At 69.7% G+C, this 23,564-nt stretch carries 22 protein-coding genes; 8 read left to right on the top strand and 14 right to left on the bottom strand.

Annotated elements, in window-relative coordinates; genetic code table 11:
* Positions 1-28 precede the first annotated feature (28 nt).
* The 9 genes from ABFX45_RS40080 to ABFX45_RS40120 form a co-directional block, all read right to left on the bottom strand.
* Positions 29-3,103: a S8 family peptidase gene (locus ABFX45_RS40080; RefSeq protein ID WP_346136041.1), complete on the bottom strand. Its 3,075-nt coding sequence runs from the start codon at positions 3,101-3,103 to the stop codon at positions 29-31.
* 164 nt (positions 3,104-3,267) lie between these two features.
* Complete coding sequence (locus ABFX45_RS40085) at positions 3,268-3,639, bottom strand: SCO6045 C-terminal-like domain-containing protein (protein WP_346136043.1); 372 nt, start codon at positions 3,637-3,639, stop codon at positions 3,268-3,270.
* A complete protein-coding gene (locus tag ABFX45_RS40090) occupies positions 3,632-4,450 on the bottom strand; it encodes an MbnB/TglH/ChrH family RiPP precursor modification enzyme (protein WP_346136080.1) in 819 nt (272 codons plus the stop codon). Before ABFX45_RS40090 ends, ABFX45_RS40085 begins: the two co-directional genes overlap by 8 nt.
* Positions 4,450-5,229 (bottom strand): TIGR04222 domain-containing membrane protein, encoded by a 780-nt coding sequence (locus tag ABFX45_RS40095; RefSeq protein WP_346136045.1) that lies wholly within the window; start codon positions 5,227-5,229, stop codon positions 4,450-4,452. The genes ABFX45_RS40090 and ABFX45_RS40095 overlap by 1 nt, the downstream gene beginning before the upstream one ends.
* Before the next feature lie 23 nt (positions 5,230-5,252).
* Positions 5,253-6,089, bottom strand: a complete 837-nt coding sequence (locus ABFX45_RS40100; RefSeq protein WP_346136047.1) for a TIGR04222 domain-containing membrane protein — start codon at positions 6,087-6,089, stop codon at positions 5,253-5,255.
* A 92-nt stretch (positions 6,090-6,181) separates the two neighbouring features.
* Positions 6,182-7,054, bottom strand: a complete 873-nt coding sequence (locus ABFX45_RS40105) for a TIGR04222 domain-containing membrane protein (RefSeq protein WP_346136049.1) — start codon at positions 7,052-7,054, stop codon at positions 6,182-6,184.
* A 250-nt stretch (positions 7,055-7,304) separates the two neighbouring features.
* Positions 7,305-7,727: a peptide-methionine (R)-S-oxide reductase MsrB gene (msrB, locus tag ABFX45_RS40110; protein ID WP_109642611.1), complete on the bottom strand. Its 423-nt coding sequence runs from the start codon at positions 7,725-7,727 to the stop codon at positions 7,305-7,307.
* Between the two features lie 95 nt (positions 7,728-7,822).
* A complete protein-coding gene (locus ABFX45_RS40115; RefSeq protein ID WP_109642613.1) occupies positions 7,823-8,113 on the bottom strand; it encodes a hypothetical protein in 291 nt (96 codons plus the stop codon).
* Between the two features lie 24 nt (positions 8,114-8,137).
* Positions 8,138-9,091 (bottom strand): asparaginase, encoded by a 954-nt coding sequence (locus tag ABFX45_RS40120; protein ID WP_346136052.1) that lies wholly within the window; start codon positions 9,089-9,091, stop codon positions 8,138-8,140.
* Positions 9,092-9,194: 103 nt separating this feature from the next.
* Here ABFX45_RS40120 and ABFX45_RS40125 point away from each other — a divergent pair, with 103 nt between their 5' ends.
* From ABFX45_RS40125 to ABFX45_RS40135, 3 genes are read left to right on the top strand one after another with little or no spacing between them, the layout of a single operon-like run.
* Positions 9,195-9,842, top strand: coding sequence for a GntR family transcriptional regulator (locus ABFX45_RS40125; RefSeq protein WP_109642618.1), 648 nt, complete (start codon positions 9,195-9,197; stop codon positions 9,840-9,842).
* A gap of 10 nt (positions 9,843-9,852) precedes the next feature.
* Positions 9,853-12,105, top strand: a complete 2,253-nt coding sequence (locus ABFX45_RS40130; RefSeq protein ID WP_346136054.1) for a helix-turn-helix domain-containing protein — start codon at positions 9,853-9,855, stop codon at positions 12,103-12,105.
* 4 nt (positions 12,106-12,109) lie between these two features.
* Positions 12,110-14,434, top strand: a complete 2,325-nt coding sequence (locus ABFX45_RS40135) for an ATP-binding protein (RefSeq protein WP_346136056.1) — start codon at positions 12,110-12,112, stop codon at positions 14,432-14,434.
* Positions 14,435-14,440: 6 nt separating this feature from the next.
* On the opposite strand, the gene ABFX45_RS40140 is transcribed toward ABFX45_RS40135, so the two are convergent.
* Positions 14,441-14,824 (bottom strand): SsgA family sporulation/cell division regulator, encoded by a 384-nt coding sequence (locus ABFX45_RS40140; RefSeq protein WP_109642625.1) that lies wholly within the window; start codon positions 14,822-14,824, stop codon positions 14,441-14,443.
* A gap of 198 nt (positions 14,825-15,022) precedes the next feature.
* On the opposite strand from ABFX45_RS40140, the gene ABFX45_RS40145 reads away from it, so the two are divergent.
* On the top strand, positions 15,023-17,092 hold the full coding sequence (locus tag ABFX45_RS40145; protein WP_346136058.1) for a helix-turn-helix transcriptional regulator: 2,070 nt from the start codon (positions 15,023-15,025) through the stop codon (positions 17,090-17,092).
* A gap of 1 nt (position 17,093) precedes the next feature.
* Here ABFX45_RS40145 and ABFX45_RS40150 read toward each other — a convergent pair whose 3' ends face one another.
* From ABFX45_RS40150 to ABFX45_RS40165, 4 genes are read right to left on the bottom strand one after another with little or no spacing between them, the layout of a single operon-like run.
* Entirely contained in the window at positions 17,094-17,654 is a 561-nt protein-coding gene (locus ABFX45_RS40150; RefSeq protein WP_109642628.1) for a helix-turn-helix domain-containing protein, read from the bottom strand.
* A 19-nt stretch (positions 17,655-17,673) separates the two neighbouring features.
* Complete coding sequence (locus ABFX45_RS40155; protein WP_146772106.1) at positions 17,674-18,396, bottom strand: MaoC/PaaZ C-terminal domain-containing protein; 723 nt, start codon at positions 18,394-18,396, stop codon at positions 17,674-17,676.
* A gap of 15 nt (positions 18,397-18,411) precedes the next feature.
* Positions 18,412-19,581: an acyl-CoA dehydrogenase family protein gene (locus ABFX45_RS40160; RefSeq protein ID WP_109642632.1), complete on the bottom strand. Its 1,170-nt coding sequence runs from the start codon at positions 19,579-19,581 to the stop codon at positions 18,412-18,414.
* 10 nt (positions 19,582-19,591) lie between these two features.
* A complete protein-coding gene (locus ABFX45_RS40165; protein WP_346136061.1) occupies positions 19,592-20,737 on the bottom strand; it encodes an acyl-CoA dehydrogenase family protein in 1,146 nt (381 codons plus the stop codon).
* A gap of 40 nt (positions 20,738-20,777) precedes the next feature.
* On the opposite strand from ABFX45_RS40165, the gene ABFX45_RS40170 reads away from it, so the two are divergent.
* The 4 genes from ABFX45_RS40170 (at position 20,778) to ABFX45_RS40185 (ending at position 23,539) form a co-directional block, all read left to right on the top strand.
* Positions 20,778-21,377, top strand: a complete 600-nt coding sequence (locus ABFX45_RS40170) for a TetR/AcrR family transcriptional regulator (protein ID WP_170155376.1) — start codon at positions 20,778-20,780, stop codon at positions 21,375-21,377.
* Positions 21,378-21,386: 9 nt separating this feature from the next.
* Entirely contained in the window at positions 21,387-22,397 is a 1,011-nt protein-coding gene (gene ligD, locus ABFX45_RS40175; RefSeq protein WP_346136063.1) for a non-homologous end-joining DNA ligase, read from the top strand.
* A gap of 61 nt (positions 22,398-22,458) precedes the next feature.
* Positions 22,459-23,265 carry a phosphotransferase family protein gene (locus ABFX45_RS40180; protein ID WP_346136065.1) on the top strand — a complete coding sequence of 269 codons (807 nt, stop codon included), beginning with the start codon at positions 22,459-22,461 and terminating at the stop codon, positions 23,263-23,265.
* A gap of 73 nt (positions 23,266-23,338) precedes the next feature.
* Positions 23,339-23,539 carry a hypothetical protein gene (locus tag ABFX45_RS40185; RefSeq protein WP_109642641.1) on the top strand — a complete coding sequence of 67 codons (201 nt, stop codon included), beginning with the start codon at positions 23,339-23,341 and terminating at the stop codon, positions 23,537-23,539.
* Positions 23,540-23,564 lie beyond the last annotated feature (25 nt).

The following is a 23,564-nucleotide window of genomic DNA, read 5'->3' on the forward strand; positions in this document are numbered from 1 at the left end:
AACCGGGCGGCCCTCTCCGTTCAGCGCACTAGCTCACCTTGTAGGCGTGGATCACGGTCACCTCGACCGTGTTGCCCCTGGCGTCCTTCGCCGTGGCCTTCAGCGAGGTCCACTTGGCGCCGGCCGGGTGGTAGATCAACGCGCTGTTGCCGGCCACACCCGCGTTGCGCCACGACTTGCCGTCGTCGTGCGAGTACTGGACGCCGGTGATGCGCACCTTGCCCGTGTCGCCCTGGGACTGGGTGACCAGACCCACTCGCTGCAGCGTGCCCGCGGGCACCGCGCCGTTGTCGTCGAGCTTCGGCGCGAACCGCACGACCGAGAGCGGGATGGTGTCGGTCACGCCCGGCGTGCCCTTGGACCTGAACGTCCACGCCGCGGACACCTTGCTGCTGAACTCGAACTGCGAGCTCCGGTCGAGGCTCGCCTCCGCGCGGAAGTCTCCCTCCGGGAGCGGCACGTTCTGGAAGTTGCCCCCGGCGCCTTCACCGATCAGCACACCGTTGCGGTACAGCGCCGCCCGGAAACTGTCCACAGTGGAGCCACCCTGGCCGCTGCTCGCGTCGCTCAGCATCGGCACGCGGATGAACAGCTGGGTGCCGTTGCGCTCGGCGTACGGGTACGGGGACTCGGGCAGCGCCGGCGAGAACACCGGCTGGTTCTCCCGCTCCTGGTAGGTCTTGCCCGCCTCGTACGTGCGGAACCCGGAGACGGCCTCCTCCCGGCTGCCGTTCGCGTGGGTGATGCTCACGATCGACTGCCAGCGCAGGTCCTCGGTCGTCACGTAGTCGACCGCCTTGCTGCCCGCCGGCAACTGGTAGAGCGCCGAACCGCCGCCCACGCCGTGCACCGACGTCGGGAACTCGCCCTTGAGCGCCCGGCTGTCCGGCTTGAGACCGCCGATGGTGGCCTCGACGCGTGCCAGGTCCTTCTTGCCCGGCGCGCGCGTCAGGCCGTTGGGCAGGCTGCCGGCGACCGGGTAGGACAGCCGGTAGTACACGTTGGCCTCGGCCGCGGAGTTCGCGTGCAGCGTCGCCATCGACGCCAGCTCCTTCGGCGAGAGCGGGCCGCCGACCTGCGCCACCGAGATGCCGTCGAAGCCACCGAACGCGATCAGCCCTGCCTGCAGGACCCTGTCGCCGTACGCGCGCCGGTACGAGAGCTCACCGACGACGAAGTCCCCGGTGGGTTCCGGCACCGTCACCGACAGCGGCTGCGCGAGGCGGGCGTCCTGCTTGATAGCCAGGTCGCCGGTCACCTTCACCGTCGGATGGAACAGCATGTCCATGCCGTTCGGCGAGCTGATCGAGGAGTCGACCACGTACGTGCCCTTGGGCAGGCGGATCTTCTGGTCGCCACCACCGAAGACCACCTTGGACGTCGGGATGTCCAGGCCGCTGACGAACGTCAGCGCGTCCACGGGGTCCTGCCCGTCGCGGCCGATCATGTCGATCGTGAGGGTGTAGCTCTCCACCTCGCGCTCGACACCGACGAGCGTGCGGACGGTGTGCGTGCCGGACGTGGCGACGACCTCGCCGGTGTACGCGGCGTCCTGCGTGCCGACGCGGGTGTCGCCGGTGACCTTGACGGCCGCCGTGCCCTTGGCGGGAACGGTGACCTTCGAGGCGCTCAGCGAGAACATGCCCTGCGGCGCACCGCTGGTGATCTTCACGTCGAGCGTGATGTCGGCGTCGGTCGGGTTGCTGTAGGTGATCGACCTGGTCTCCGGCTTGTCGTCACCGTGCGGCCACTCGTGCAGGCCGAGGTTGACCGCGACGACGTCCGCGGTCAGCACCTGGTTGATCGCCTTGGCCACGTCGATGCGACCGGCGCCCTGGTCGAACGGGCTCACGCCGGGTGCCGGCTTGGCCGTGGTGGCCAGCGCCGACTTGAGCTGCGCGGGCGTCCACTCCGGGTGCTGCTGCTTCAGCAACGCCGCGGCACCGGCCACGTGCGGAGTCGCCATGGACGTGCCGCTCGCCGAGACGTGCTCGGTGGAGCCCGCCTTGGCGGCGACGATCTCGACGCCCGGTGCGGTCACCTCGGGCTTGAGCCCGCTGTCACCGGTGCGAGGGCCCCTGCTGGAGAAGTAGGCGAGCTTGTCGTCGCGGTCGACGGCGCCGACCGACAGCGCGGCCTCGGCCGTGCTGGGTGAGCTGACCGTGCCCGGCCCGCCCGAGTTGCCCGCCGCGATCACGAACAACGTGCCGTACTTGGCGGTGAGGTCGTTGACCGCCTGCTCCAGCGGGTCGATCTCCGGGGTGTCGCCACCCCCGAGGCTCATGTTGACGACCTGGGCGCCCTGCTCGGCGGCCCAGCGCATGCCGTCGAGGATCCACGACTCCTGGCAGCCGAACTCGACGCAGACCTTGGCGTCGAGCAGCTGGGCGCCCGGTGCGACGCCGCCGTACTGCGACCCGGCGCTCGCGACGGTCGCGCCGACGTGCGTGCCGTGGCCGACCCTGTCGGTGGTGTCCGGGTCGCTGGTGAAGTTCTTCTCCGCGATCTGCTGACCCTTGAGGTCCGGGTGGTTCTCGTCCACGCCGGTGTCGACGATCGCGACCTTGACGCCCTTGCCGGTGATGCCGCGCTGGTGCGCGGCCGGCGCGCCGATCTGGGCGACGCTGCGGTCGAGGCTCGGCTTGCGGATGCCGTCGAGCCAGATCTTGTCACCGGAGGCGGCCTCTGCCCGCAGAGCGGCCCAGTCGGCCGAGGACCGCGCTCCGAGTCTCGCCTGACCGTCCACGATCAACGGCATCCGGTCCCGGTAGCCGAACTCCAGCAGCGTGGTGACGTCGAAGAGTCTGCGGTCGAGCCGGCCCGCCGCCAGGGGCCCGAACGCGTCCGTCGGCACGACCATCGTGTGCCCGTCGGCACCGCGGTGGGTCTTGAAGGTCATCCCCTTGCGGCCCTCGCCGGGCTGAATCGCGACGACCTGCTGTGCCTGTCCCAGAAGGACCTTGTCTCCGGTGACGAGGGTGATCTCGTCGACCGCCCGTTGTGGACCGGTGGGTTGCGGTGCGGCCGACGCTGCGGTGGCCGTTCCCGCGGTCAGTGCGAGCGCCGCGAAGGCGGCCCCCAGCACTTTCACATTTCCGCGCATTCGAATCCCCTCATGGTTCGAAATGCTGCGCGCTGTGGTCCGCGCAGGCCGGAAGGCCTTCTGCGCAATGTGAAAATGGCCCCCCGACCCTTTCGAACGTATCGACGGTGGCGGGGGTCACACAGGGCTGAACGGGCGATTCTTGAGGGAGTTCTGTTCGCCCGTCAGTTCGACTGCCAGAACTTCCAGCGCGCCTTGCGTTTGGCTGACAGTTCTCCCGCGGCACGGCACCATTCGGCGAACGCCGCGGCGTCGTCGCGGGCACGCGAGCCCGCGCGACGAGGGTTTTCCAGGGCGTACGCGTCGAAGAGCGTCCGGAACCGGTCGCCGAGCTCGTCGGCGACAGCGGGCCCCAGCATCCGCACGATGCCGCGGCGTTTGGACAGCAACGCGCGGCGTTCGACGTCCAGTCGTTGTTCGTCGAATCCCGCCGGAGCCGGTCCGTTCGCGAGCAATGCATTTAGCAGCTCGGCCTGTGCGGCGGCAAGCCTTTCGCGTGCGGCCGAAGGATCATTCCGGTCGATGATTTCAGCCACGGTGTTTGTCCACGACGGCGCGGATCGCGGCCAGTTCGGACGCGATTTCGGTGTCGGACGGGTAGTTGTCGTCGCGTTCCAGCAGAACGCCGGGTGGTTTCACGCGCGAGCACAGTTCGTCGAGGACGCCGAGCACTTCCGGCAGCACCGCGTGGGCGTGGGTGTCGTGGTAGACGTCGCCGTGGTCGACGCCGCCGGCCACGTGCACGTAAGCCAGGCGCTCCAGCGGAATCTCGTCGAGGAACCGCTCCGGGTCCGTGCCGATGTTGCGCGCGTTCGCGTACAGGTTCGCGACGTCGACGAGCAGCCAGCAGTCCGTCCGTTCGACGAGCTCGGCGAGGAACTGGCCCTCGGACAGCTCGCCGTCCGGCCACTCCAGCAGCGCGGCGACGTTCTCCAGCGCGAGCGGCACCGGCAGGTTCCGCTGCGCCAGCTGGACGTTCGCCACGAGCACGTCGAGCGCGTCCCTGGTGCGCGGCACGGGCATCAGGTGGCCCGAGTCGAGCCCGCCCGCGCGGACGAAGCACACGTGGTCGCTCACCATCGGCGCGCCGACGGCTTCCGCGACCTTGCCGAGGTGCTCGACGCGACCGAGGTCGACCGGGTCCGCGCCACCGAGCGACAGCGACACGGCGTGGGGGAGCACCGGAACTCCGCGCTCCAGCAGCAGCGTCACCGACTCCGGCAGGTGTCCGAGGTGGAGGTTCTCCGCCACCACCTCGACGAAGTCCACGCCGGGCAGCCGTTCCACGGTCAGGTCGATCTCCGAACGCCAGCCGATTCCGACGCCCAGGTCCGCGATGCCCGCCATCAGTCGCCTCCTCCGCCACCGCCGCCGCAGCTGCTGCCACCACAGCTGCTGCCGCTCGACGACGAGCAGCTGCTGCCGCTGCTCGATGAACAACTACTGCTACCACACCCGCTGCCGCAGCTGCTGCAACTCGACCCGCCGCCGCCACCGTCCGAAGAGGACCGCCGCTTGCGGTTCTGCTTCAGCGGCAGCATCCTGACGATGCTCTGGGAGAGCTCGAAGAGATCGGCGACCGGGCGGCGGTTCACCCTGCCGCAGAAGCCGTAGACCGCCACGGCGTGCACCCGGTCGGTCGCGGTCACCCGCAGGAGGGCCTCCCTGCCCGCCCCGGTGATGGCCTTGCGCCCGCGCTGCCACAGGAAGAACAGCACGGCGATCGGGACGCCGAGCAGGAACTCCGGCGCCACGAAGCCGAGCAGGAGCAGCACGCCCGCGACCACGAGCGAGAACCACCAGCCCTCGTTGCGGCGGCGGGGGCGTTGCAGGAGCTTCCGGTCGAGCAGGTGCTGGTGCAGCATCGACATCTCGGTGCTGTGCGCGGCCGACCGCACGACCGTGTCGAACCGGACGGGTGTACGCGCGTAGCTCAGGATCCGCGCCTCGATCGCCGTGGTCGCACCGTGGTTGTTCTGGTGCACGGCCGAGACGAGGCCGTCGCGCGACACCCGCACGAGGCCGGCGTCGATCAGCCGGGCGAGCGCGGTCTCGGCGGCGCGGCCGGGACCCGCCGTCAGGTAGCCGACCTGTTCCGCGGAAAGCTGCGTCCCCTGTGATGTCACCGGTGTGACCATGAGTTTCCCCCTCAACTGCTGGAACTGCTGCAGCTGCTGCTACTGCTGCTACCGCAACTCGAACTGCTGCAACTGGAACTGCTGCTGCTCGAACAGCTGCTGCTGCTGCTGCAACTGCTGCTGGAGCAGGAAGACGACGACGCGCAGTTGTGGTGCTCGTGAACGCCGCCGCACCCGCCACTGTCCGAATGCGACTTCCGCTTTCCGTTGTGGTGCACCGGTGGTGGGTACAGGATGCCTGGCGGCAAGCCGTACAGGTCGGCGACCCTCCGGCGGCCGACCACACCACGCAGTCCGTGCAACGCCACGGCGTCCACCCGGCTGCGCGGGTTTCGCTGTGCGTGCCCCAGGACGCCCCTGCCGATCTGCGTGAGCATCTTCTTGTCGCGCAGGAGGAACGCCACGAACCACGCCACGAGCGTGACGGCCAGGAGGTTCAGGTCGACGAAGAGCCCCGCCGCGAGGAACGCGATGCCGAGCAGGACCAGCAGGACCCGCAACGCCACCCTGCCGCCGTTCGTCTTGCCCCACTGGCGGTGGACCAGCGCCTTCTCGACCAGATTGCGGTGCAGTGCACCCATCTCCTGGCTGTGCGCCGCCGGCCCCACCACCAGGCCGATCGGGCGGCCCCCGCCGGACAGCCCGGTGAGGATGGACGCCTCGAGCGGGCTCGTCGCGCCGTGACCGTTCTGATGGACGGCGGTCACGAGTCCCTCACGGGAGAACCGCACGAGACCGCCGTCCATCAGCCGGGCGAGAGCGGCCTCCGCCGCCCTGCCCGGTCCCCCCGCCAGGAACCCGATCTCCTCCGCGGCCCAGTTCGCCTGCGGTGTCGAAGACTTGGCCATCAGCACTCCCCTCACTGGTGCCCGTGCATCTTCGACGTGAGATCTACCCCCGGGTTCCTGGTGTTACCTGATTCAGACCGGACAGCGGGAAATCAGCTGCCGCCCCCGCCGCAGCCGCCCCCGCAGCCGCCACCTCCGCCACCGCTCGAACACGATGAAGAACCCGCCGAACACCCGGTGTAGCCGGTGTAGCTGCCCCCGGAAGCGGCGAGCAACGAGCTGCGCACCGCCAGATCGGGGTACACCGCCAGACCGCCGAACAGAACCAGCCCGGCCGCGCCCGCGTACAGCGCCTCGTCGGACGTGGCGGCGCGGCCGCTGCTCGTGGTGCGTGCCTCGTTCAGCACGCGGTTCCCCTTGGACGTGCGGACGTGCTTGCCGCGCCGCGTGAGGAGGAAGATGAGCGCACCGGTGATGACGAGCTGCAACGTCAGCCAGCCGACGGGCGCGTCGATCGCGACGCCGTTGACCCAGCGGGCCACACCGATCACGAGCAACACCCACAGCGCGATGGATCCCTTGCGCAGCGCGCTCTTCGCGACGTCCGGGTGGACGACCAGGCCCATTTCCTCGAGCCTGCGGCCGATCCCGATGACCACGCCGTCCTTGGAGACGGAGGGGATCATCAGGCCGACGGTGCGGTTGGTGTAGCGCTGGCTGTCGGTGATGACGGCGCGGTCCACCGGGTTCAAGGAGCTCGTGGTGGTCGTGACCTGCACCGTGCCACGCCGTGAGGTGCGAAGCTCACCCGCGGTGAGCAGCCGCGCGACGGACGTTTCGACCACGCGCTTCGGACCGCCCGCGAGATAGGCGAGCTCGTCCATGTCGAGGGAGCGCACGGGCTGGTTGCTGTGACCCGCCCGCACGCGTACCCGAACGATGATCGCGACCAGCACCGCCAGTGCCAGCCCGATCCAGTAGAGCTGAAGGAACTCAGGTCCGGACAACCCCCAAGGCCTCTGCATGCGACCCACCCCCTGACTGCCCCGAAAGTGCTTCGGTGGCGTCCATGGTGTGGTCCGGGCCACAGCCCCGCAATGCTTGTTGACTAAGCCTTAGGGTTGTCCGTCTTTTGTCACCAGTTCGCCGCTCTGACCAGCTCTCAGCTGGACGAGCCGCCGTCGACTCCGCTGGAGCCTTCACCGTCGGTACCGAAGAAGATCATTACGCCTCCCAGGTCGGTCCGGTCCGATCGACCGGACTCGGCTCAGTCTCCTATTCGGACGGAACGAGTTTCAAGGAGACGGAGTTGATGCAGTACCGCTGATCCGTCGGCGTGGGATACCCCTCACCTTCGAAAACATGCCCGAGGTGGCTGTGGCAGGTGGCGCAGAGCACTTCGACGCGGGTCATACCGAGGGTGCGGTCCTCGCGCAGGAGCACTGCGTCTCCGGCCAGCGGCGAGAAGAACGACGGCCAGCCGCAGTGCGAGTCGAACTTGGTGTCGCTGCGGAACAGCTCGGCTCCGCACGCACGGCACTCGTAGACGCCCTCGGTCTTGGTCTCGGTGTACTCGCCGGTCCACGGGCGCTCGGTGCCTGCCTGGCGCAGCACCGCGTACTCGGCGGGGTTCAGCTGGGCGCGCCATTCCTCTTCGGAACGCACGACTTTGGGGGTGGCGCCGACAACAGGTTCCATGTCCCTTTATAACGCGGGCACAGGCGCAGGGCTTCCCGGCGACCGCCGCGTGCACCCTGCCGTAAGACCTTGTTGAGATGTCGTCTTCGTTTGGCTCAGAAGATGATGGTGATGATGTCGCTCAACGCGAACCAGATCGTCAGGATGACGCCGAGCAGGATCATCCCGACGACGATGACGGCCACCAGCCGCTGGTGCCCGGTCGTGCGGTTCGCCGAGTCGGCGAAGTCCTGCACGCCCTCCAGGTACCCCTCGACGGTGTAGCCGGGTCGCTGCCGCTTCATCCGGTCGAGGTGCTCGGCGAACGCCTGCGTCTCGGGGTCTTGGGGGTCGAGGCCGATCAGCTCCTCCTGGAACTTCTCGTTCTCGTCCTTCGAATCGCCCATAACGCTCAAGGGTAGTGCCAGGAATCAACCGGCCAGGGCAAGTGAGGGCTTGACGGCTCCGACGGCGCGTCCGTGGCCGAGGACGGGCACCGTGGCGAGGTCCTCGACCTTGCTCACGTCCACTCCGAGCCGCTTGAGCACCGCGATCACGACGACCGCGCGGGCGCGTGACGAGCCGTCGGCGATCTTCAGGGCGACACCCCCGCCGCTCGGCAGGCCGACGGCGTACACGCCCTCGGCACCGTCCTTCGCGATGACGCCGGGCAGGGCGTCCATCAGCACCGTGACGTCACGGCCGGTGCCGCCGACCCACTGCGGGTAGGCGTTCATCGCGGTGGCGACGCGGTGTTCCAGGGTGCCTCCCGGGGCTGAAGCCAGGCGGCCGAACGCGCGCGCCAGGCCCGTGAGGCTGATGGCGAAGATCGGGGCACCGCAGCCGTCGACGCCGACCTGGGCGACGGGCTCGCCGGCCACGTCCTCGATCGTCTCGCGAGTGGCGACCTGCAGCGGGTGCGTCGGATCCAGGTAGTCGTCCGTCGACCAGCCGTTGGCGACGCACGTGGCGAGCATGGCGGCGTGCTTGCCCGAGCAGTTCATGTACTTCGGGGCGGCGGCGAGACCGCGGGCGAGGTGCCGGGCGCGGGCCTCCTCGCCGAGCGGGAGGTCGGGGGTGCACTGCAACGCGTCCTCGCTCAGGCCGGCCGAGGCCAGGATCCGCAGCGCGCCCTCGACGTGGAAGTCCTCGCCCGAGTGCGAGGCGCAGGCCAGGGCGAGCAGCTCGCCGTCGAGGTCGAGGCCGGCGCGGAGCATCGCGAGGGCCTGGAGCGGCTTGTTCGACGAGCGCGGGAACGCGACGTCGCCGGGACGTCCGACAGCCAGCGCGGGGATGCCGGCGGCGTCGGTGGCGACGACGGTGCCGTGGTGCACGGACTCCAGGAAGTCGCCCCGCCAGACCTCTGCCACAACCTCGTGTCCCATGTCGCCCCTCCCGTGTGCTCGAGAAACTGCCAACTGTCGACAGTTGACAACGCGGCTAGTGTAACCAGGAGACGGCCTGTGCCGTCCAGAGCAGGAGACGAACGTGACACCTCCGCTGCACCTCAGTCTGGCCGGGCAGGCCGTGGACGTCCTGCGCGAGCAGGTGCTCACCGGGGAGATCCCGCCGGGCTCACGGGTCAACGAGGTCGAGGTGGCGCAGAAGCTCGGGATCAGCCGCGGGCCGTTGCGCGAGGCGATCCGGCACCTGGCGTCCGAAGGGCTGCTCACGCTGGTGCCGCACCGGGGCGCGTTCGTGCCCGCCGCGGACGCCGACGAGGTCAAGGCGTTGTTCGAGCTGCGCACGGCCCTCGAATGCGCGGCGGCGGAGCTGGCGGCGTCGCGCAGGACCGACGTGGACCTGGTGCGGCTGCAGGAGGTCTGCGCGGAGAGCCGCGCCAACTACCGGGCGGGGCAGCCGTTCCCGTACCGGCTGGACCTCGCGTTCCACCAGACGCTGATCGACGCGGCCCGCAGCCCGCGCATCGCCGAGCAGGTCAGGCTCGTGCAGCAACGCGTCGTGCTCCTCCGCAGTGCGCTGGAGGACGACCCGCCACACCAGCACGCGTCGATGGACGACCACGACGAACTGGTCCTCGCGATCGCCGACGGTGACGCGGCCGGGGCGTCGACGGTGATGCGACGGCACCTCTCCCGCGTGTGTGCGCAGATGCTGACGAGCCTGAACCACTAACTTCGGTGGCATGACGTTCGGCGCCCGGCTCCAGCACCACCGCAAGGCCGCGGGACTCAGCCAGGAGGAGCTCAGCGAGCGCTCCGGGGTCAGTGTCCGCGCGATCAGCGACATGGAACGCGGCCGTGCCCGTTCCCCGCAGCGCCGCACGACCGAGGCCCTGCTCGACGCCCTCGACCTCGACGAACCCGCCCGCGAGGAGCTGCGCAGGCTCGCCAGGACCGGCCGGGTCGCGCTGCCGGGACCCGTCTGGTCGCTGCCGATGTACGTGGCGGACCTCGTCGGCAGGGACGCGGAGCTCGACGCGATCGCCGCGAAGGACCGCGGGCTCGTCGTGGTGCACGGCGCGGCGGGCACAGGCAAGACCAGCCTCGCCGTGCGGGCCGCCCATCTGCTCGAGGCACGGTTTCCGGACGGACAGCTGCTCATCGAGCTGGAAGGCTCCACACCGCCGCTTCAGCGGTTGCTGAAAGACCTCGGCGTCGCCGCCGGGCACCTGCCGGAGGACACCAACGGCCAAATACGGCTCTACCGGTCGTTGCTCGCGGGCAGGCGCCTGCTGCTCGTGCTCGACGGCGCGAGCACAGAGGAGGAAGTCCGCACGCTCGCTGCCGACCTGCCGGGCTGCCTCACGATCGTGACGTCCCGCCGCAGGCTAGCCGGGCTCGCGGGCGCCACCTGGATCCGGCTGGGCGGGCTCACCGAGGAGGCGGCGGTGGAGCTGCTCGCATCGATCATCGGCGCCCAACGCGTCGAAGCGGACCCCAAGACAGCGCGCGAGCTCGTGCGGCTGTGCGGGATGCTGCCGCTGGCACTGCGGATCGCGGGCAACCGGCTCGCCAGCCGCCCGCGCTGGCCGCTCGGGCACCTGGCCGAGCAGATCGAGGAACGCCGCCTGGCCGCGCTCACCGCGGGCGACCTGGAGGTGCGCGGGGCGTTCGAAGTGTCGCTGGCCCACCTGCCGGACGACGCGAAGCTCGTGTTCCGCAGGCTCGGTCTGCTCATCGGCACCCACGTCACCCCGGATCTCGCCGCGGAACTGGCCGGCATCGGCGTCACGGAGGCGGAACAGGCGCTGGAGGAGCTCACCGACGTCAGCCTGCTCGACGCCGACGACCTCGGGTACTCGATCCACGGCCTCGTCCGGACGTTCGCCAACGGCCTGATCGACGCCACCGATGACGACGCGCACCGCAGGATGCTCGCCCGGCTCCTGGAGACCACCGTCACCGCGGGAGTCCTCTTCGGACAGACGGGCGACGCGCGGCGCGTGAGTCCGCGCGGCCGCACGGACGTTCCGGCGGCGAGGCGCTGGCTGGACGAGCACCGCGACCTGATGCCCGAGATCATCGAACAGGCGCAGCACAAGGGCTTGCACGACGACGTTGCGCGCGCGGTGATCGCACTCTCGCACTACGCCGCCATCGAACCGAGCCCGATCTGGGAACACGTCTACCGCGCCGCACTCGCGTCGACGTGTCAGCCGTGGCAGGAGATCGTGGTGCTCACCCAGCTCGGCTGGGTGCTGTTCGACGTGGTCGACCGGCCGGCGGACGCGCTGGAGGTGCTGACCCGCGCGGCCCGGCTCGCCGAGTCGACCGGCGAGACCGGGCACATCGGCTGGGTGTGGCTCGTCGCGTCGGCCGCGCACAGCGGGCTCGGTGATCTCGAAAAGGCCGAACGCGTGTGCCGCGAGGCGATCGAGTGGATGCGCGAGCCCGTGGACGTTCTTTACGCACGGTCCGTGCTCGGCGTGCTGTGGCAGCGGATGAACCGTCCGGACGACGCGGTGGGCATCCACGAAGAAGTAGCGAACGAACTGCGCGCTTTCGCCTGCACGACGTACGAACTCTCAGCACTCGGCCGCACTGTCTGGTGGCTCGGACTCGCCCTGATCCAGGCCGGCAGGCCGGACGACGCCGTCTCGGCGCTGACCGAGGCGGAGAAGGTCTATGAGCGCGCCCAGATGACGTCGTGGCGTGCGCGCGCACTGTGGCATCGCGCCGAAGCCCACCGTGCGGCGGGCCGGCTCGCCGAGTCCGATGAGGACCTCATGAAGGCGCTCGAAGGGTTCCGCGCGTCCGGCGACGGCGTGAGGGAGATCGAGACGTTGCGCGCGCTCGCGGACAACGCCAAGTCACGAGGCGACGACAGCGCGTGTCTGCGTCATCTGCAAGACTCGCTGGCGGCGTGCGAGCGGTGGGACACCGACGCGACGCGCAAGATCGCCGCCGAAGTGCGGGAGTGCCTGTCCAGAGGGTGAGGGAATGCGGGCGACCACCTTCAGCGAGTTTCTGCGCTTCTACCGGCGCCGGGCCGCACTGACCCAGGAGGATCTCGCCGCCCGCACCGGCCTGGGCGTGCGCACGCTGAGCGACCTCGAACGCGGCCGGGTGCAGACCCCGCAGGCGCAGACGGTCGGCCTGCTCGTCGCCGGGCTGGGACTCGACGACACCGAGGCGAGCGAGTTCGTCGCGCTCGCCCGGTCGCCGGAAGCAACCCAGCCACGTCCGGAAAGGACGGACTGCGCGCCTCCGCCTGCCAAGGAGCTCACCGGGCGTGCGTCCGAGCAGGAAGAGCTCGCCGAGTGCATCGGTCGTGCGGCGGCGTCATCGGTGCTGGACGTCGTCGTCCTGCACGGACCGCCGGGCGTCGGCAAGACATCGCTCGCGATCGACTCGGCCCACCGGTTCGCGTGCTCGTTCACCGACGGCTGCCTCTACCTCGACCTGCGCGGTATGGACCCCGTCCCGCTCACGCCGGAACGCGCGGTGGAGAGAGTGCTGCGGGCGTTCGGCGTGCCGGACGCGCGGATGCCGTCCGAGGCCGACGACCGCTTCCGCCTGTACCGGTCGGTGCTGCGTGAGCGGACCGTTCTGCTGGTGCTCGACAACGCCGCGAACGAGGCCCAGGTCCGGCCGCTGCTCGCCGCCGGTCCCGGGTCGCTGGCGCTCGTGACCAGCCGCAACGTGCTGGCCGGCCTGGACTGCCGGTACCGCGTCGACCTCGGGCCGCTCGGCCACGAAGACGCCGTCGCCCTGCTCGCCGCGGCCGCGGGAGCCGACCGGGTCGGTGCGGATCAGGAGTCCGCCGCCCTGGTCGCGAGGCTGTGCGGGGGAGTGCCGCTGGCGCTCGCCATCGCGGGCCACCGGCTCACCGGCCGCACCACGTGGTCGTTGCGCCGCCTCGCAGAGCAGCTCTCCGACGAACGCGAACGCCTCGACGTGCTCGCGACCGAGCACGTCCAGGTGCGCACCGCCTTCGAGATGTCCTACCGCCAGCTCGCCCCGGAAGCCGCCGCGGTTTTCCGCAGACTCGCGCTGATCCACGGCCCGGACACGTCCGTCGCTGTTGCCGCTGTCGCCGCCGACATACCCGCCGCCGACGCGGAGACGTTGCTGGAGGAGCTCGTGGACGCGAGCCTCCTCCGACCGGACCTACCCGGCCGGTACTCGTGCCACGACCTGATTCGCGACTACGCACGCGAACGCTTGCACAGCGAGGAACCCGACCTCGACGCACATCGGCTGCGCACGCGCGATTGGCTGCTGACGACCGCGATGAAAGCCGCGTCGTCGTTCCGTCCGGACGACGAGGGCGCGTCCGATCTGGCGAGCGCGGACCGCTGGCTGTCCGACGAGCTGGCGAACTGGCGTGGCGCGTTCCGGGAGGCCGTCGCGGACGGCGCGCACGAGCAGGTGCTGGCGGTGGCGCAGTCGATGCACTGGTACTCGGACCATCGCGGCGTGGACGAACTGTGGGAGGAGGTCTACTCGGCGGGCGTCCAGGCCGCACGGGCGCTGCGCAGGCCGGAGGAGGAGGCGCAGCAGCTCAACTTCGTGTGCTGGGTCTACACCGCGCGCTTGATGAACCTGCAACGAGCCATGAAGACGCACGAAGAGGCTCTGCGCGTCGCCGAGGAGTGCGGCTCACTGGTGGAGATGGCGTGGGCGCACTACTACCGCTCAGGCATCGAGGGGCGCAGCAGCAACCACGCGGCGGGCGTGATTCACGCGAGGCGAGCCGCCGAGCTGTTCCGGGAGGGCGGGATGTCGTCCGGGGTGGTGTACGCCCTGTCGCTGGCGGGAGTGCAGCTGCAACGGCTGGGCCGCTTCGCCGAGGCCATCGAGACACATCGGGCGTGCATCGCCGAGGAACGGGCGGCGCACGGTGAGCGCGGGGTGGCGAACGAGAACGCAGCCCAGTTCCTGCTCCGGCTCGCGGACTGCCTGACCGCGGCCGGCGACCACGACGAGGCGCTGGCCGTGGCGGACGAGGCCGATGCGCTCGTCAAGACGTCCCTGTCCGGCGTGCGGGCGATCGTGCGGCACACCCGCGGCATCGCGCTGAGCAACGCCGGACGGCTCGCCGAAGCCCGTGACGAGCTGGCCGGTGCCGCCGACGGGCTGGCCGACCCGGAGGCCAAGGTGTCGCTGCTGATCATGCTCGCGGACATCTGCGACCGGATGGGAGACCACGACGCGGCGACTCGGCAGCGAGTGCGCGCGCTCGCGGCGTCCGAGAGCTACGAGTCACCCGGCATGACCAACTTGCAGCACCAGCTGACCGCGGCACTCCGCCTGTCGGCGTGAACCGCCTCAGGACAGCACAGCGCTGAGGAACGCGTCCGCGTCGAACCGCTCGGCACCGGGCGGCACGAGCCGGTAGCTGGCGTCGAGGAACTTGCGCAGCGTGCCCGTGGGCAGCCGGAACACCGTGACGTGCCGGTCGGAGACCAGCTCCAGCATCAGCGTGCGGCCGGTGTTGGGCCGCACCCGCACGTCGCCGAGACCCGCGGGCGCGGTCATGCCCTCGGCGAGCAGGTCCCTGCCCATGATCCAGGTCGCGACCGCGCCGCCGGCGTGGAATCTCATCGTGACCGCGAACGGGTCGTCCGACTGGTAGAGCAGCTCGGTCTCCACCGGGACGGTGCTGCCGTCCGGGCGGACGAAGTCGAAGACGGTGCGTGATGCGACCCGCATCGGGACTCCCTGAGGTGTTCGCCGGTGTTCAGCAGTTCTCACGCAAAGGGAGCGGAATTGGTTCAACGTGACTTGTTGCCATTACCAATTCCCCGGCGTTCCCGATCGAGACGTGTCTGTGCGAACGGGCAGACCTTCGGAACTTCTGCCGGTTTTTCTGCATGGTCCTTCCCGGTCGGTGCCGTTTTCCTGGATGGCATGGTTGCACCGCTCCGCCCTGGCCTCGTCGACACCGTCGTCCGGCAGGCAGGCGGCGTGCTCGTGGGGCGTGAGCGGGAGATCACAGCCTTGACAGACGCGCTCAGCGGTGGTGCGCGGTCGTGCGTGGTGCATGGTTCGACGGGAATGGGTAAGAGCGCGTTGTTGTCCGTCGCGTCGTCGATCGCGGTGCGCAGCGGAATGCGGCCGGTGCGCGGATTGCGTGCTTTGTCCGGGGCCGACCGGCACACGTTGCTGGTGGTCGACGACGTCGAGCGGCTCTCCGCCGAGGAGACCGAGCGGCTGGCGCGGTTCCGCGGCGCCGTGGTGCTCGCCGGGGACTTCGATCCCGAGTGCCTGGACCTCGTTGCGGACGCCGTGCGGGTGCCGTTGCGGCCCGTCGACGCGGGCGTGGTGGCCGAGATGATCCGGCGCCGGTTCGACGTCGAGGCCTCTCCCGAGCTGACCGCGTTGTGCCTCGACCACTGCGGGGGCGCGCCGGGTGTGCTGAGCGACGTCCTCGACCTCGTCGATCCCGGTGAGGTGTCGGCGAGGTCGTTGCGCGGGCTGCGGTTGCCGCGCCTGCTTCGGGCCGTGCGGCGGTACTGGCAGGTGCTGGACGGCGAGGCGGTGGCCGTCGCCCAGGCGCTCGCGGTGCTGGGCAGCGCACCGCTGGACCTGCTGTGCGAGGTCGCCGGAATGGAGTCCTGCGACACTCTCGCCGCCTTCGAGCGACTCACGGACGCCCGGCTGGTGCTCAACGAGCCGATGCGGATCCACTCCCCGGCGTTGAGTCACGCTATCTGGCACGAGATGGCACCGGAGTCGCGCGAACGGTTGCACCGCGCGGCCGCGGAGGTGATGCACCGGAGATCGGATCCGGCGACCGCGGTGGCAGAGCATCTGGTGGCGTGCCCGCAACCCGTTGGGGAGCAGTGGGTCGCGCCGGTGTTGCGCACCGCCGCCCGGCTGCACCGGGCGGCCGGCCGGCCGGAGAGCGCGGTGCGGTGCCTGCGGGCGGCTCTGCGTGAACCGATGAGCGGGCAGGTCGTGGCGCAGGTGGCGATCGGGATGGCTGATCTTCATCTGCGGTGCGGGATCCCGCCTCGGGCGGACGAGCTTTCCCGGTGCTGGCAACGGCTGACCGCGGCGGGGAACCCGGACGGCGCGCTGGACCGGCTCGCCGCGGTGGTGCTGGACTGGCAGTGCGACGAGGACGTCCTCGGTGTACCCGCTGGTGACGAAGGACCGCCGGTGTCGTTCCGTGCTCTCGCGATGGCCATGAGTCCGTTGAGCGAGCGCGAGGTCATCGGTGACTCTCCGGTGGCTGCGGCATTGCGCGCGTTCTGGTCGGGGCAAGGGGCCGAGCGGGTGCTCGGCGACCTGCCGGAGTTCGCGATGCCGCCGCTCGTCCTCGCGGGGCTGGGGCTGCTGCACGGTGGCTCCGAACACGTCCTGCTGGATCTCGCGCCGGGAGACCGGCTCGTCGGTGCGGAGAACGACTGGCTGGTCGCGCTGCAGATGTGGGCGCACAGGGCGAACGGTGACCACGCCGAGGTGTTCCGGCTCATGCACGAGCTGGCGGAGCACGTTTCTCCCGCGCGGGGCTGCGCGGCACTGGCGGCGGCTGCGTTCGTCGCGTCCTGTGTGGACACCGGCCGGTTCTGCGAAGCGCGGGAGATGCTGGTGCGGCTCGGTTACACCGGCACGCTGTCACCGGCGTGGGTGTGCACCCTGTTGTTGCGGCACAGGGCGCGCATGCACCTCGCTCTCGGTGCGCCGCGGGCCGCGCTGGCCGACGCCGAACGTGCGGGGGCGGCCGAGATCGCGAGCGTGGCGCGGGCCGCGCTGACGGAGCGGCCCGCACCGGTGCGCGGCGGTGCGTGGGGAAAGCTCACGCCGCACGAGGCGCGCATCGTGGAGCTGGCGCTGGACGGGGAGACGAACCGGGAGATCGCCCTGCGGTTCAACGTCACCCAACGGACCGTGGAGCTGCACCTGACCCGCGTCTACCGCAAGGCAGGGATCAGCAGGCGGGTGCAGCTCTCCTCCGTCTTCGGTCCCGCCTGAGCTACAGCAGACCGGAGCGGATCGCCCACGCCACGGCGTGCACCCGGTTGCGCAGCCCGAACCGGTCCAGCAGCTGGTGCAGCGCGTACTTCACGGTCCGCTCCGAGCAGAACAGCCGGGCGGCGACCTCCGCGATCGTCGCGCCGTCGGCCAGCAACCGCAGCAGCTGCAGGTCGCGGTCGTTGAGCACCGGCGACCGTTCCTGCACCGCCTGCCCGCCGATGAGGAGCCTGATGAGGCGTTCGGCGTTGACGTCCGCACGCCGCAACGGGACCGCCAGGCCGGCCTGCGCGGCGATCGACGGGGTGAGGTCGTGCACCCGTGCCGCGATCACCACGATCCGCGGCGAGCCGGTGGCCCGCAGCCGTGCCGCCTGCTGCGCGCACAGCTCGTTGACTATGGCGAGTAAGACGTGCGCGTCCGTACGATCCTGCACCACGCGCACGCGAGGTGAGTTCTTCAGCAGGTGCGTCACACCGGCCGCACTGATCAGGTCGCGGGACTCCACCGCGACGCGCACCGGTTCGATTCCGGAGTCCACGGTCGCCAGGGCACTACTCATGGTGCGATCGTGCTGACTTTCAGCTGCTGTCCACTTCGGAAAACCGAACCGACCCGACGAGCACCTGCCGATCGCCGGCCGAGGTGCGGAACTCACCGGTCGCCCAGTGCTCGATCCTGAGCTCGTCGCCTGGGAGCACCGGGGCGGTGAACCGGGCGTGCAACTCGGTGAAGTTCCTGCCGCGCACGGTGATTCCGAGGGTGCACACGCCATGCAGGATCGGCTTCGGGAACCCCGCCCTCCGCGCGAACTCGGGGTCGTGGTGCATCGGGTTCACGTCACCGGTCTCGCAGTAGCGCAACGCCTGGTTCGTCGACGTCCGGAAGTAACTGACCTCCGGCTCGGTGTCCGGAACGCCGAACTCGCGTGTCTCACCGCGCTCGCCGCCGAAACCGCCTTCGCCCTTGACGAAGCACGATGAGCGCGTCGAGGCGTACCCCGACTCCCAGGTGCTGACGACCAGCGCTCCCGAACCCTTGTCGTAGATGCCGGTGACGGTCTTGGTGACGATTGTGGAGCCGTGCGCCGGGAGCGGCCGGTGCAGCCACAGCGACTGCTCGGCGTGCAGGACCTGGGTCATGTCCGCGCCGGTCAGGCCCAGCTGCGGGCCGCCGTGCTGCAGCAACGGGATGGCGAACGCCGGGGAGTAGCCGCCCGTCGCCGACGCGTACACCCCGGCGTCGTCGGCCGACCAGGTGCGGACCTGTCGCTCGACGACGCCGAGGATGTTGTGGTTGAGCACCACCCCAAGATAGAGCTAACCGAGCGTTCCCCGGATGTTCGCGTGACCCTTGAGGAGATTCCGGGCGATCGTGCGGCGCTGGATCTCGTCGGTGCCCTCGTAGATCCGCAGCAGCCGCAGCTCGCGGTACCAGCGCTCGATCGGCAGCTCACGGGTGTAGCCCATGCCGCCGTGGATCTGCAGGACGCGGTCGACGATCTCGTTGGCCTTGATGCCGCCGTAGAGCTTCGCGATGGACTGCGCCTGCCGCGAGTCCTGCTTCTGGTCGACGAGCCACGCGGCGTGCAGCACGAGCCAGCGCAGTGCCTCGATCTCGACCGCGGAGTCCGCGATCATCCACTGGATCGCCTGGTACTCGGCGATGGGCTGGCCGAACGTGACGCGGTTCTTGGCCTGCTCGATCGCCATCTCGACGAGGCGCTCGACGCTGCCGAGCGCGCGGGCGGGCAGCAGGTAGCGGCCCTGGCCGATCCACTGCATCGCGAGGTGGAAGCCCTTGCCGACCTCGCCGAGGACGTTCTCCTCGGGCACTCGGACGTTGTCGAACACGAGCGCCGCCGGACCCCACTGGCCCATGGTCGGGATGGGCTCGGACTTCCAGCCCATGTCGCGGTCGACGAGGAAGCACGTGACGCCGCCGTCGGCGCCCTTCTCCTTGTCCGTCACGGCGAAGACCATCACGAAGTCGGCCTCGTTGCCCTGCGTGATGAACGTCTTCTCACCGTTGATGACCCACTCGTTGCCGTCCTTCACGGCGGACGTGCGGATGGCCTTGGCGTCACTGCCCGCGCCGGGCTCGGTGATCGCGAAGCACGACACGCGTTCGCCGGAGATCGTCGGCAGCAGGTAGCGCTGCTTCTGCTCCTCGTTGCCGTGGAACAGGATGTTGTCCGCGTAGCCGCCGAACCGGAACGGGACGAAGCTGCGGCCGAGTTCCGCCTCGATGAGCGCGGTCATCATCGCGCCGAGGCCCATGCCGCCGTACTCCTGCGGCGTGAGGACGCCGAAGAACCCGGCCTGCTTGGCCTTGTCCTGCAACGCCTTCAGCTCATCCTTGGGCAGGCCCGGCTGGCCGGCGCGTTCCCGGCGCAGCACCTCCGGCTCCAGCGGGATGATCTCCTTGCGCACGAAGGTCCGCACCCAGTCGCGGATCTCCTTCTGCTCGGCGTCGAGCGTGAAGTCCATTTCTTTCCCTTCAGACGAACGCGTTGATGCCCGTCAGCGCTCGGCCGATGAGCAGTTTCTGGATCTGGCTGGTGCCCTCGTAGAGGGTGGTGACACGGGCGTCCCGGAGGTACTTGCCCACCGGGTACTCGTCGATGTAGCCGTAGCCGCCGAAGACCTGGACGGCGTTGTTGGCGACCTTGACCGCTGCTTCGCTGGCGTAGAGCTTGGCCATGGAGGCTTCGGTGCTGAACGGCAGATTCCGGTCAGCGAGGTCGGCCACTCGCCACGTCAGGAGCCTTGCGGCATCGGTTTCCACGGCCATGTCGGCCAGGAGCTCCTGGACGAGCTGGAAGCCCGCGATGGGCTTGCCGAACTGCTCACGTTCCTTGGCGTAGCCGAGCGCGGCTTCGAGTGCTCCTCTGGCCGCGCCCACGCAGCCCGCCGCGACGGACATGCGGCCCTTGTCGAGCGCGCCCATCGCGAGCTTGAAGCCTTCCTCGCTGAGCAGGGCGTCGTGCGGAACCTCGACGTCGTCGAGGGTGATCTCGGCGGTGGCCTGGCCGCGCATGCCGAGCTTGCCCTTGATCTCGGTGGCGGTGAATCCCTCTGTGTCCGTGGGGACCAGGAAGGCACTTATGCCCTTCGGGCCTGGGCCGCCTGTGCGGGCGAACGTGAGTGCGACATCGGCCCACGTGCCGTTCGTGATGAAGACCTTGCGGCCGTTGAGGACCCAGCCGTTGTCCGTTCGGGTGGCCTTGGTGGTGAGGCTGCCGGCGTCGCTGCCGGTGCCGGGTTCGGTGAGCGCGAAACAACCGATCGCCGTGCCCGCGGTCAGGCCGGGCAGCCAGCGCTGTTTCTGCTCCTCGGTGCCGTGCTTCGCGATCGACTTCGCGACCAGGCCCAGTGACACCGAGATGATGCCCCGGACGGCGCTGTCACCGCGGGCGACCTCTTCCAGGACCAGGCAGTACGCGAGGTTGTCTCCGCCGGACCCGCCGTGCTTCTCGTCGATGCCGAGCCCGAGGAACCCGACCTCGCCGAGCGCCGGAACCAGGTCCCTGTCGATCGCCTCCTCCCGGTCCCAGCGTGCCGCGTGGGGGACGATGCGCTCGTCAGTGAAGCGCCGCGCCAGCTCCCTGAGCTGGCGGTGTTCGTCCGAAAGCGTCAAGTCCACGGGTCCTCCCGATTAACCGAACAGTGTTAGGTTAACCCACATGCCCCGGCCGAGCACCCCTCTGCTGAGCCCCGATCGCATCAGGTCGGTGGCTCTGGCCATCATCGACCGCGACGGCCTCGACGGCCTCTCGATGCGCAAGCTGGCCGCCGAGCTGGGCGTGCAGGCGGCGTCGCTGTACGGCCACGTCCGCACCAAGGACCAGCTCCTGAACGACGTCGCCTCGTCGATCCTGTCGTCGGTCGACGTCTCCGGCTTCTCCGTCGACTGGCGGGAGGGCCTGCTCCGGTGTGCGCGGTCCTACCGTGCGGCGCTGTCATCGCACCCGAACATCGTCCCGTTCCTCGCCTACGGCCCAGCTGGCCGTGACGAGTCGTTGCAGCGGTTGGACATCCTGCACGGCGCACTGGTCGACGCCGGCTGGTCGCGCCGCGAGGCCACGATGATCGCCGCCGGGCTCATGTACATCGTGTTCGGCTCGGCCCTGAGCTCGTTCTCGAGCGGCTTCTCCTCCGATCCGGCGGACTACACCGGCCGCTACCCGCACCTCGACCGCGCCCACCTGCTGCCGGGCGTCGCACGTGAGCTGGACCGCGACAGCTTCGAACTGGCGCTCGCGGCGTTCGTCCGGGGCCTTTAGTGTTCTGGCGTGGCTGCTGCGAAGTCGAAGGCGATCGAGCTCGAGGTCGGTGACCAGCTGGTGCGGGTGTCCAACCCGGACAAGCCCTACTTCCCCGCGCGGGGCATCACGAAGGGTCAGGTGGTCGAGTACTACCGCACCGTGGCGCCCGTGCTGTTGTCGGTGCTGAGGGACCGCCCCGTCGTGTTGAAGCGCTACGTCGACGGCGTCGAGGGCGAGGCGTTCTACCAGAAGCGCGTGCCCAAGGGCGCACCTCCGTACGTCGAGACCGTGCAGGTCCGCTTCCCGTCCGGCCGGCCGGCCGACGAGATCTGCCCGACCTCCGAGGCCGTGATCGTGTGGGCCGCCAACCTCGGCACCTTCGACTTCCACCCATGGCCCGTCCGTCGTCCTGACGTCGACCACCCCGACGAGCTCCGCATCGACCTGGATCCGCAGCCGGGCACGGACTTCTCCGACGCCGCCCGGGTGGCTTCGGTGCTGCGCGAAGTCCTGGCCGACGCGGGCCTGACCGGTTATCCCAAGACCTCCGGTGGCCGCGGCATCCACGTCGCCGTGCGAATCCGCCCCGAATGGGACTTCATCGACGTCCGGCACGCGGTGATCGCTCTGGCGCGAGAGGTGGAGAAACGCGCGCCTTCTCTGGCGACCTCGGCGTGGTGGAAGGAAGAACGCGGTTCGCGCGTCTTCATCGACTTCAACCAGGCGGCCCGTGACCGCACGATCGCCTCGGCCTGGTCGGTGCGGGGAACTCCGCGCGCCACCGTCTCGACTCCGGTCACGTGGGATGAACTGTCCACTGTGGATCCCGATGACTTCGACGTGCTGACCGTGCCGAAGTACCTGGAGGAGCGCAACAATCCGCACTTGGGGCTGGACTCCGAGGCGTTCGGCATCGAGACGCTGCTGGAGTGGTACGCGGCTGATCCGCGCGGCGAGATGCCGTACCCGCCGGACTACCCGAAGATGCCGGGCGAGCCGATGCGCGTGCAGCCGTCGCGGGCTCGCAAACAGGAGTGACGAGCGACCGTCGTGAGCTGCTGAACTGCAATTCGGTTGCCCGACGGGTGATGATCACCGCATGGAACCTGACGGTGAGCTGTTGCGGGACCGCCTTGGCCTGCGTGGCGACGTGGTGCGGTTCGAGGAGGGCTCGTTGCCCGTCTTCGCCATCGGTGACGACCTGGTGCTGAAGCTGTGGCCGCCGGAGCACCACGACGAGGTGCCGACCGAGGTCGCGGTGATGGAGGCGTTGCACGGCAGGCTGCCGGTGCCGACTCCGGAGCTGCACGACACCGGTGTGCTCGGCGAGTGGGCCTACGTGCTGATGTCGCGACTGCACGGCGAGGAGCCCGACGTGCCGGACGTCGAGATCAGTGCTCAGGTCGGTGAGGTGCTGGCGGCGTTGCACGAGATCGCGCCGCCGGAGGTGCTGGAGCCGAGGAACTGGGCGGCGTTCGTGGCCGGGCAGAAGGCCGGATGTGTTGTGCAGCAAGAGAAGCGGAAACTGCCGGAGCGGTGGCTGGAGCAGATTCCTGAGTTCCTCGACAGCGTGGATCTCGGGGAGCCGCGGCCGGTGTTGCTGCACACCGAGGTCATGAGCGTGCACCTGTTGCAGCAGAACGGGAAGCTGTCGGGACTCTTCGACTTCGAGCCGGCCATGCGCGGGGCGTTCGAGTACGAGTTCGTCGGCGCGGGGATCTTCGTGACGAAGGGCGACCGCCGGTGCTGGAAGGCGATGGTCGACGCGTACGGGCGGGTGCCGGACCCGCGGCGGGTGATGGCTTACACGCTGCTGCACGTGTACAGCAATGTGCCGTGGTTCATGAAAGACATGCCGGAGGCCGACACGCTCGACGAACTCGCCGTCCGGTGGTTCTCGGAGTGAGCCAACCGGCTGTATCGGGGACTGATCCAGCTGCCGACCTCGTAGAATGTGGGGAACGCGAGAGGAGGTCGCCGTGTCCCAGCCCTATGTCGTGCGGTACGTCGGCGGTCCCCTCGACGGCCGGGTCGACTCGTTGCCGTCCGCTCCGGAGGATCCGAAGCTGACCGTGACGCACGTGCACCTGCACGGCGGACCCAAGATCGTGCACATCTACGACCTGTCGTACGCGGTCGAGTACGGGTGTGAGTACCGGCTGCGCGCCGAGGAAGCCTGAGCGATCCTCACGTGGACATGTACAG

Source organism: Lentzea roselyniae (genome assembly GCF_039537795.1).
Taxonomy (GTDB): Bacteria; Actinomycetota; Actinomycetes; order Mycobacteriales; family Pseudonocardiaceae; genus Lentzea; species Lentzea atacamensis.

Excerpts from the sequence above, each read along its gene's own strand:
- ABFX45_RS40080 (WP_346136041.1), bottom strand. The coding sequence starts at position 3,103 with ATGCGCGGAAATGTGAAAGTGCTGGGGGCCGCCTTCGCGGCGCTCGCA.
- ABFX45_RS40090 (WP_346136080.1), bottom strand. The coding sequence starts at position 4,450 with ATGGCGGGCATCGCGGACCTGGGCGTCGGAATCGGCTGGCGTTCGGAG.
- ABFX45_RS40100 (WP_346136047.1), bottom strand. The coding sequence starts at position 6,089 with ATGGCCAAGTCTTCGACACCGCAGGCGAACTGGGCCGCGGAGGAGATC.
- ABFX45_RS40105 (WP_346136049.1), bottom strand. The coding sequence starts at position 7,054 with ATGCAGAGGCCTTGGGGGTTGTCCGGACCTGAGTTCCTTCAGCTCTAC.
- msrB (WP_109642611.1), bottom strand. The coding sequence starts at position 7,727 with ATGGAACCTGTTGTCGGCGCCACCCCCAAAGTCGTGCGTTCCGAAGAG.
- ABFX45_RS40115 (WP_109642613.1), bottom strand. The coding sequence starts at position 8,113 with ATGGGCGATTCGAAGGACGAGAACGAGAAGTTCCAGGAGGAGCTGATC.
- ABFX45_RS40120 (WP_346136052.1), bottom strand. The coding sequence starts at position 9,091 with ATGGGACACGAGGTTGTGGCAGAGGTCTGGCGGGGCGACTTCCTGGAG.
- ABFX45_RS40130 (WP_346136054.1), top strand. The coding sequence starts at position 9,853 with ATGACGTTCGGCGCCCGGCTCCAGCACCACCGCAAGGCCGCGGGACTC.
- ABFX45_RS40135 (WP_346136056.1), top strand. The coding sequence starts at position 12,110 with ATGCGGGCGACCACCTTCAGCGAGTTTCTGCGCTTCTACCGGCGCCGG.
- ABFX45_RS40140 (WP_109642625.1), bottom strand. The coding sequence starts at position 14,824 with ATGCGGGTCGCATCACGCACCGTCTTCGACTTCGTCCGCCCGGACGGC.
- ABFX45_RS40145 (WP_346136058.1), top strand. The coding sequence starts at position 15,023 with ATGGTTGCACCGCTCCGCCCTGGCCTCGTCGACACCGTCGTCCGGCAG.
- ABFX45_RS40150 (WP_109642628.1), bottom strand. The coding sequence starts at position 17,654 with ATGAGTAGTGCCCTGGCGACCGTGGACTCCGGAATCGAACCGGTGCGC.
- ABFX45_RS40160 (WP_109642632.1), bottom strand. The coding sequence starts at position 19,581 with ATGGACTTCACGCTCGACGCCGAGCAGAAGGAGATCCGCGACTGGGTG.
- ABFX45_RS40170 (WP_170155376.1), top strand. The coding sequence starts at position 20,778 with ATGCCCCGGCCGAGCACCCCTCTGCTGAGCCCCGATCGCATCAGGTCG.
- ABFX45_RS40180 (WP_346136065.1), top strand. The coding sequence starts at position 22,459 with ATGGAACCTGACGGTGAGCTGTTGCGGGACCGCCTTGGCCTGCGTGGC.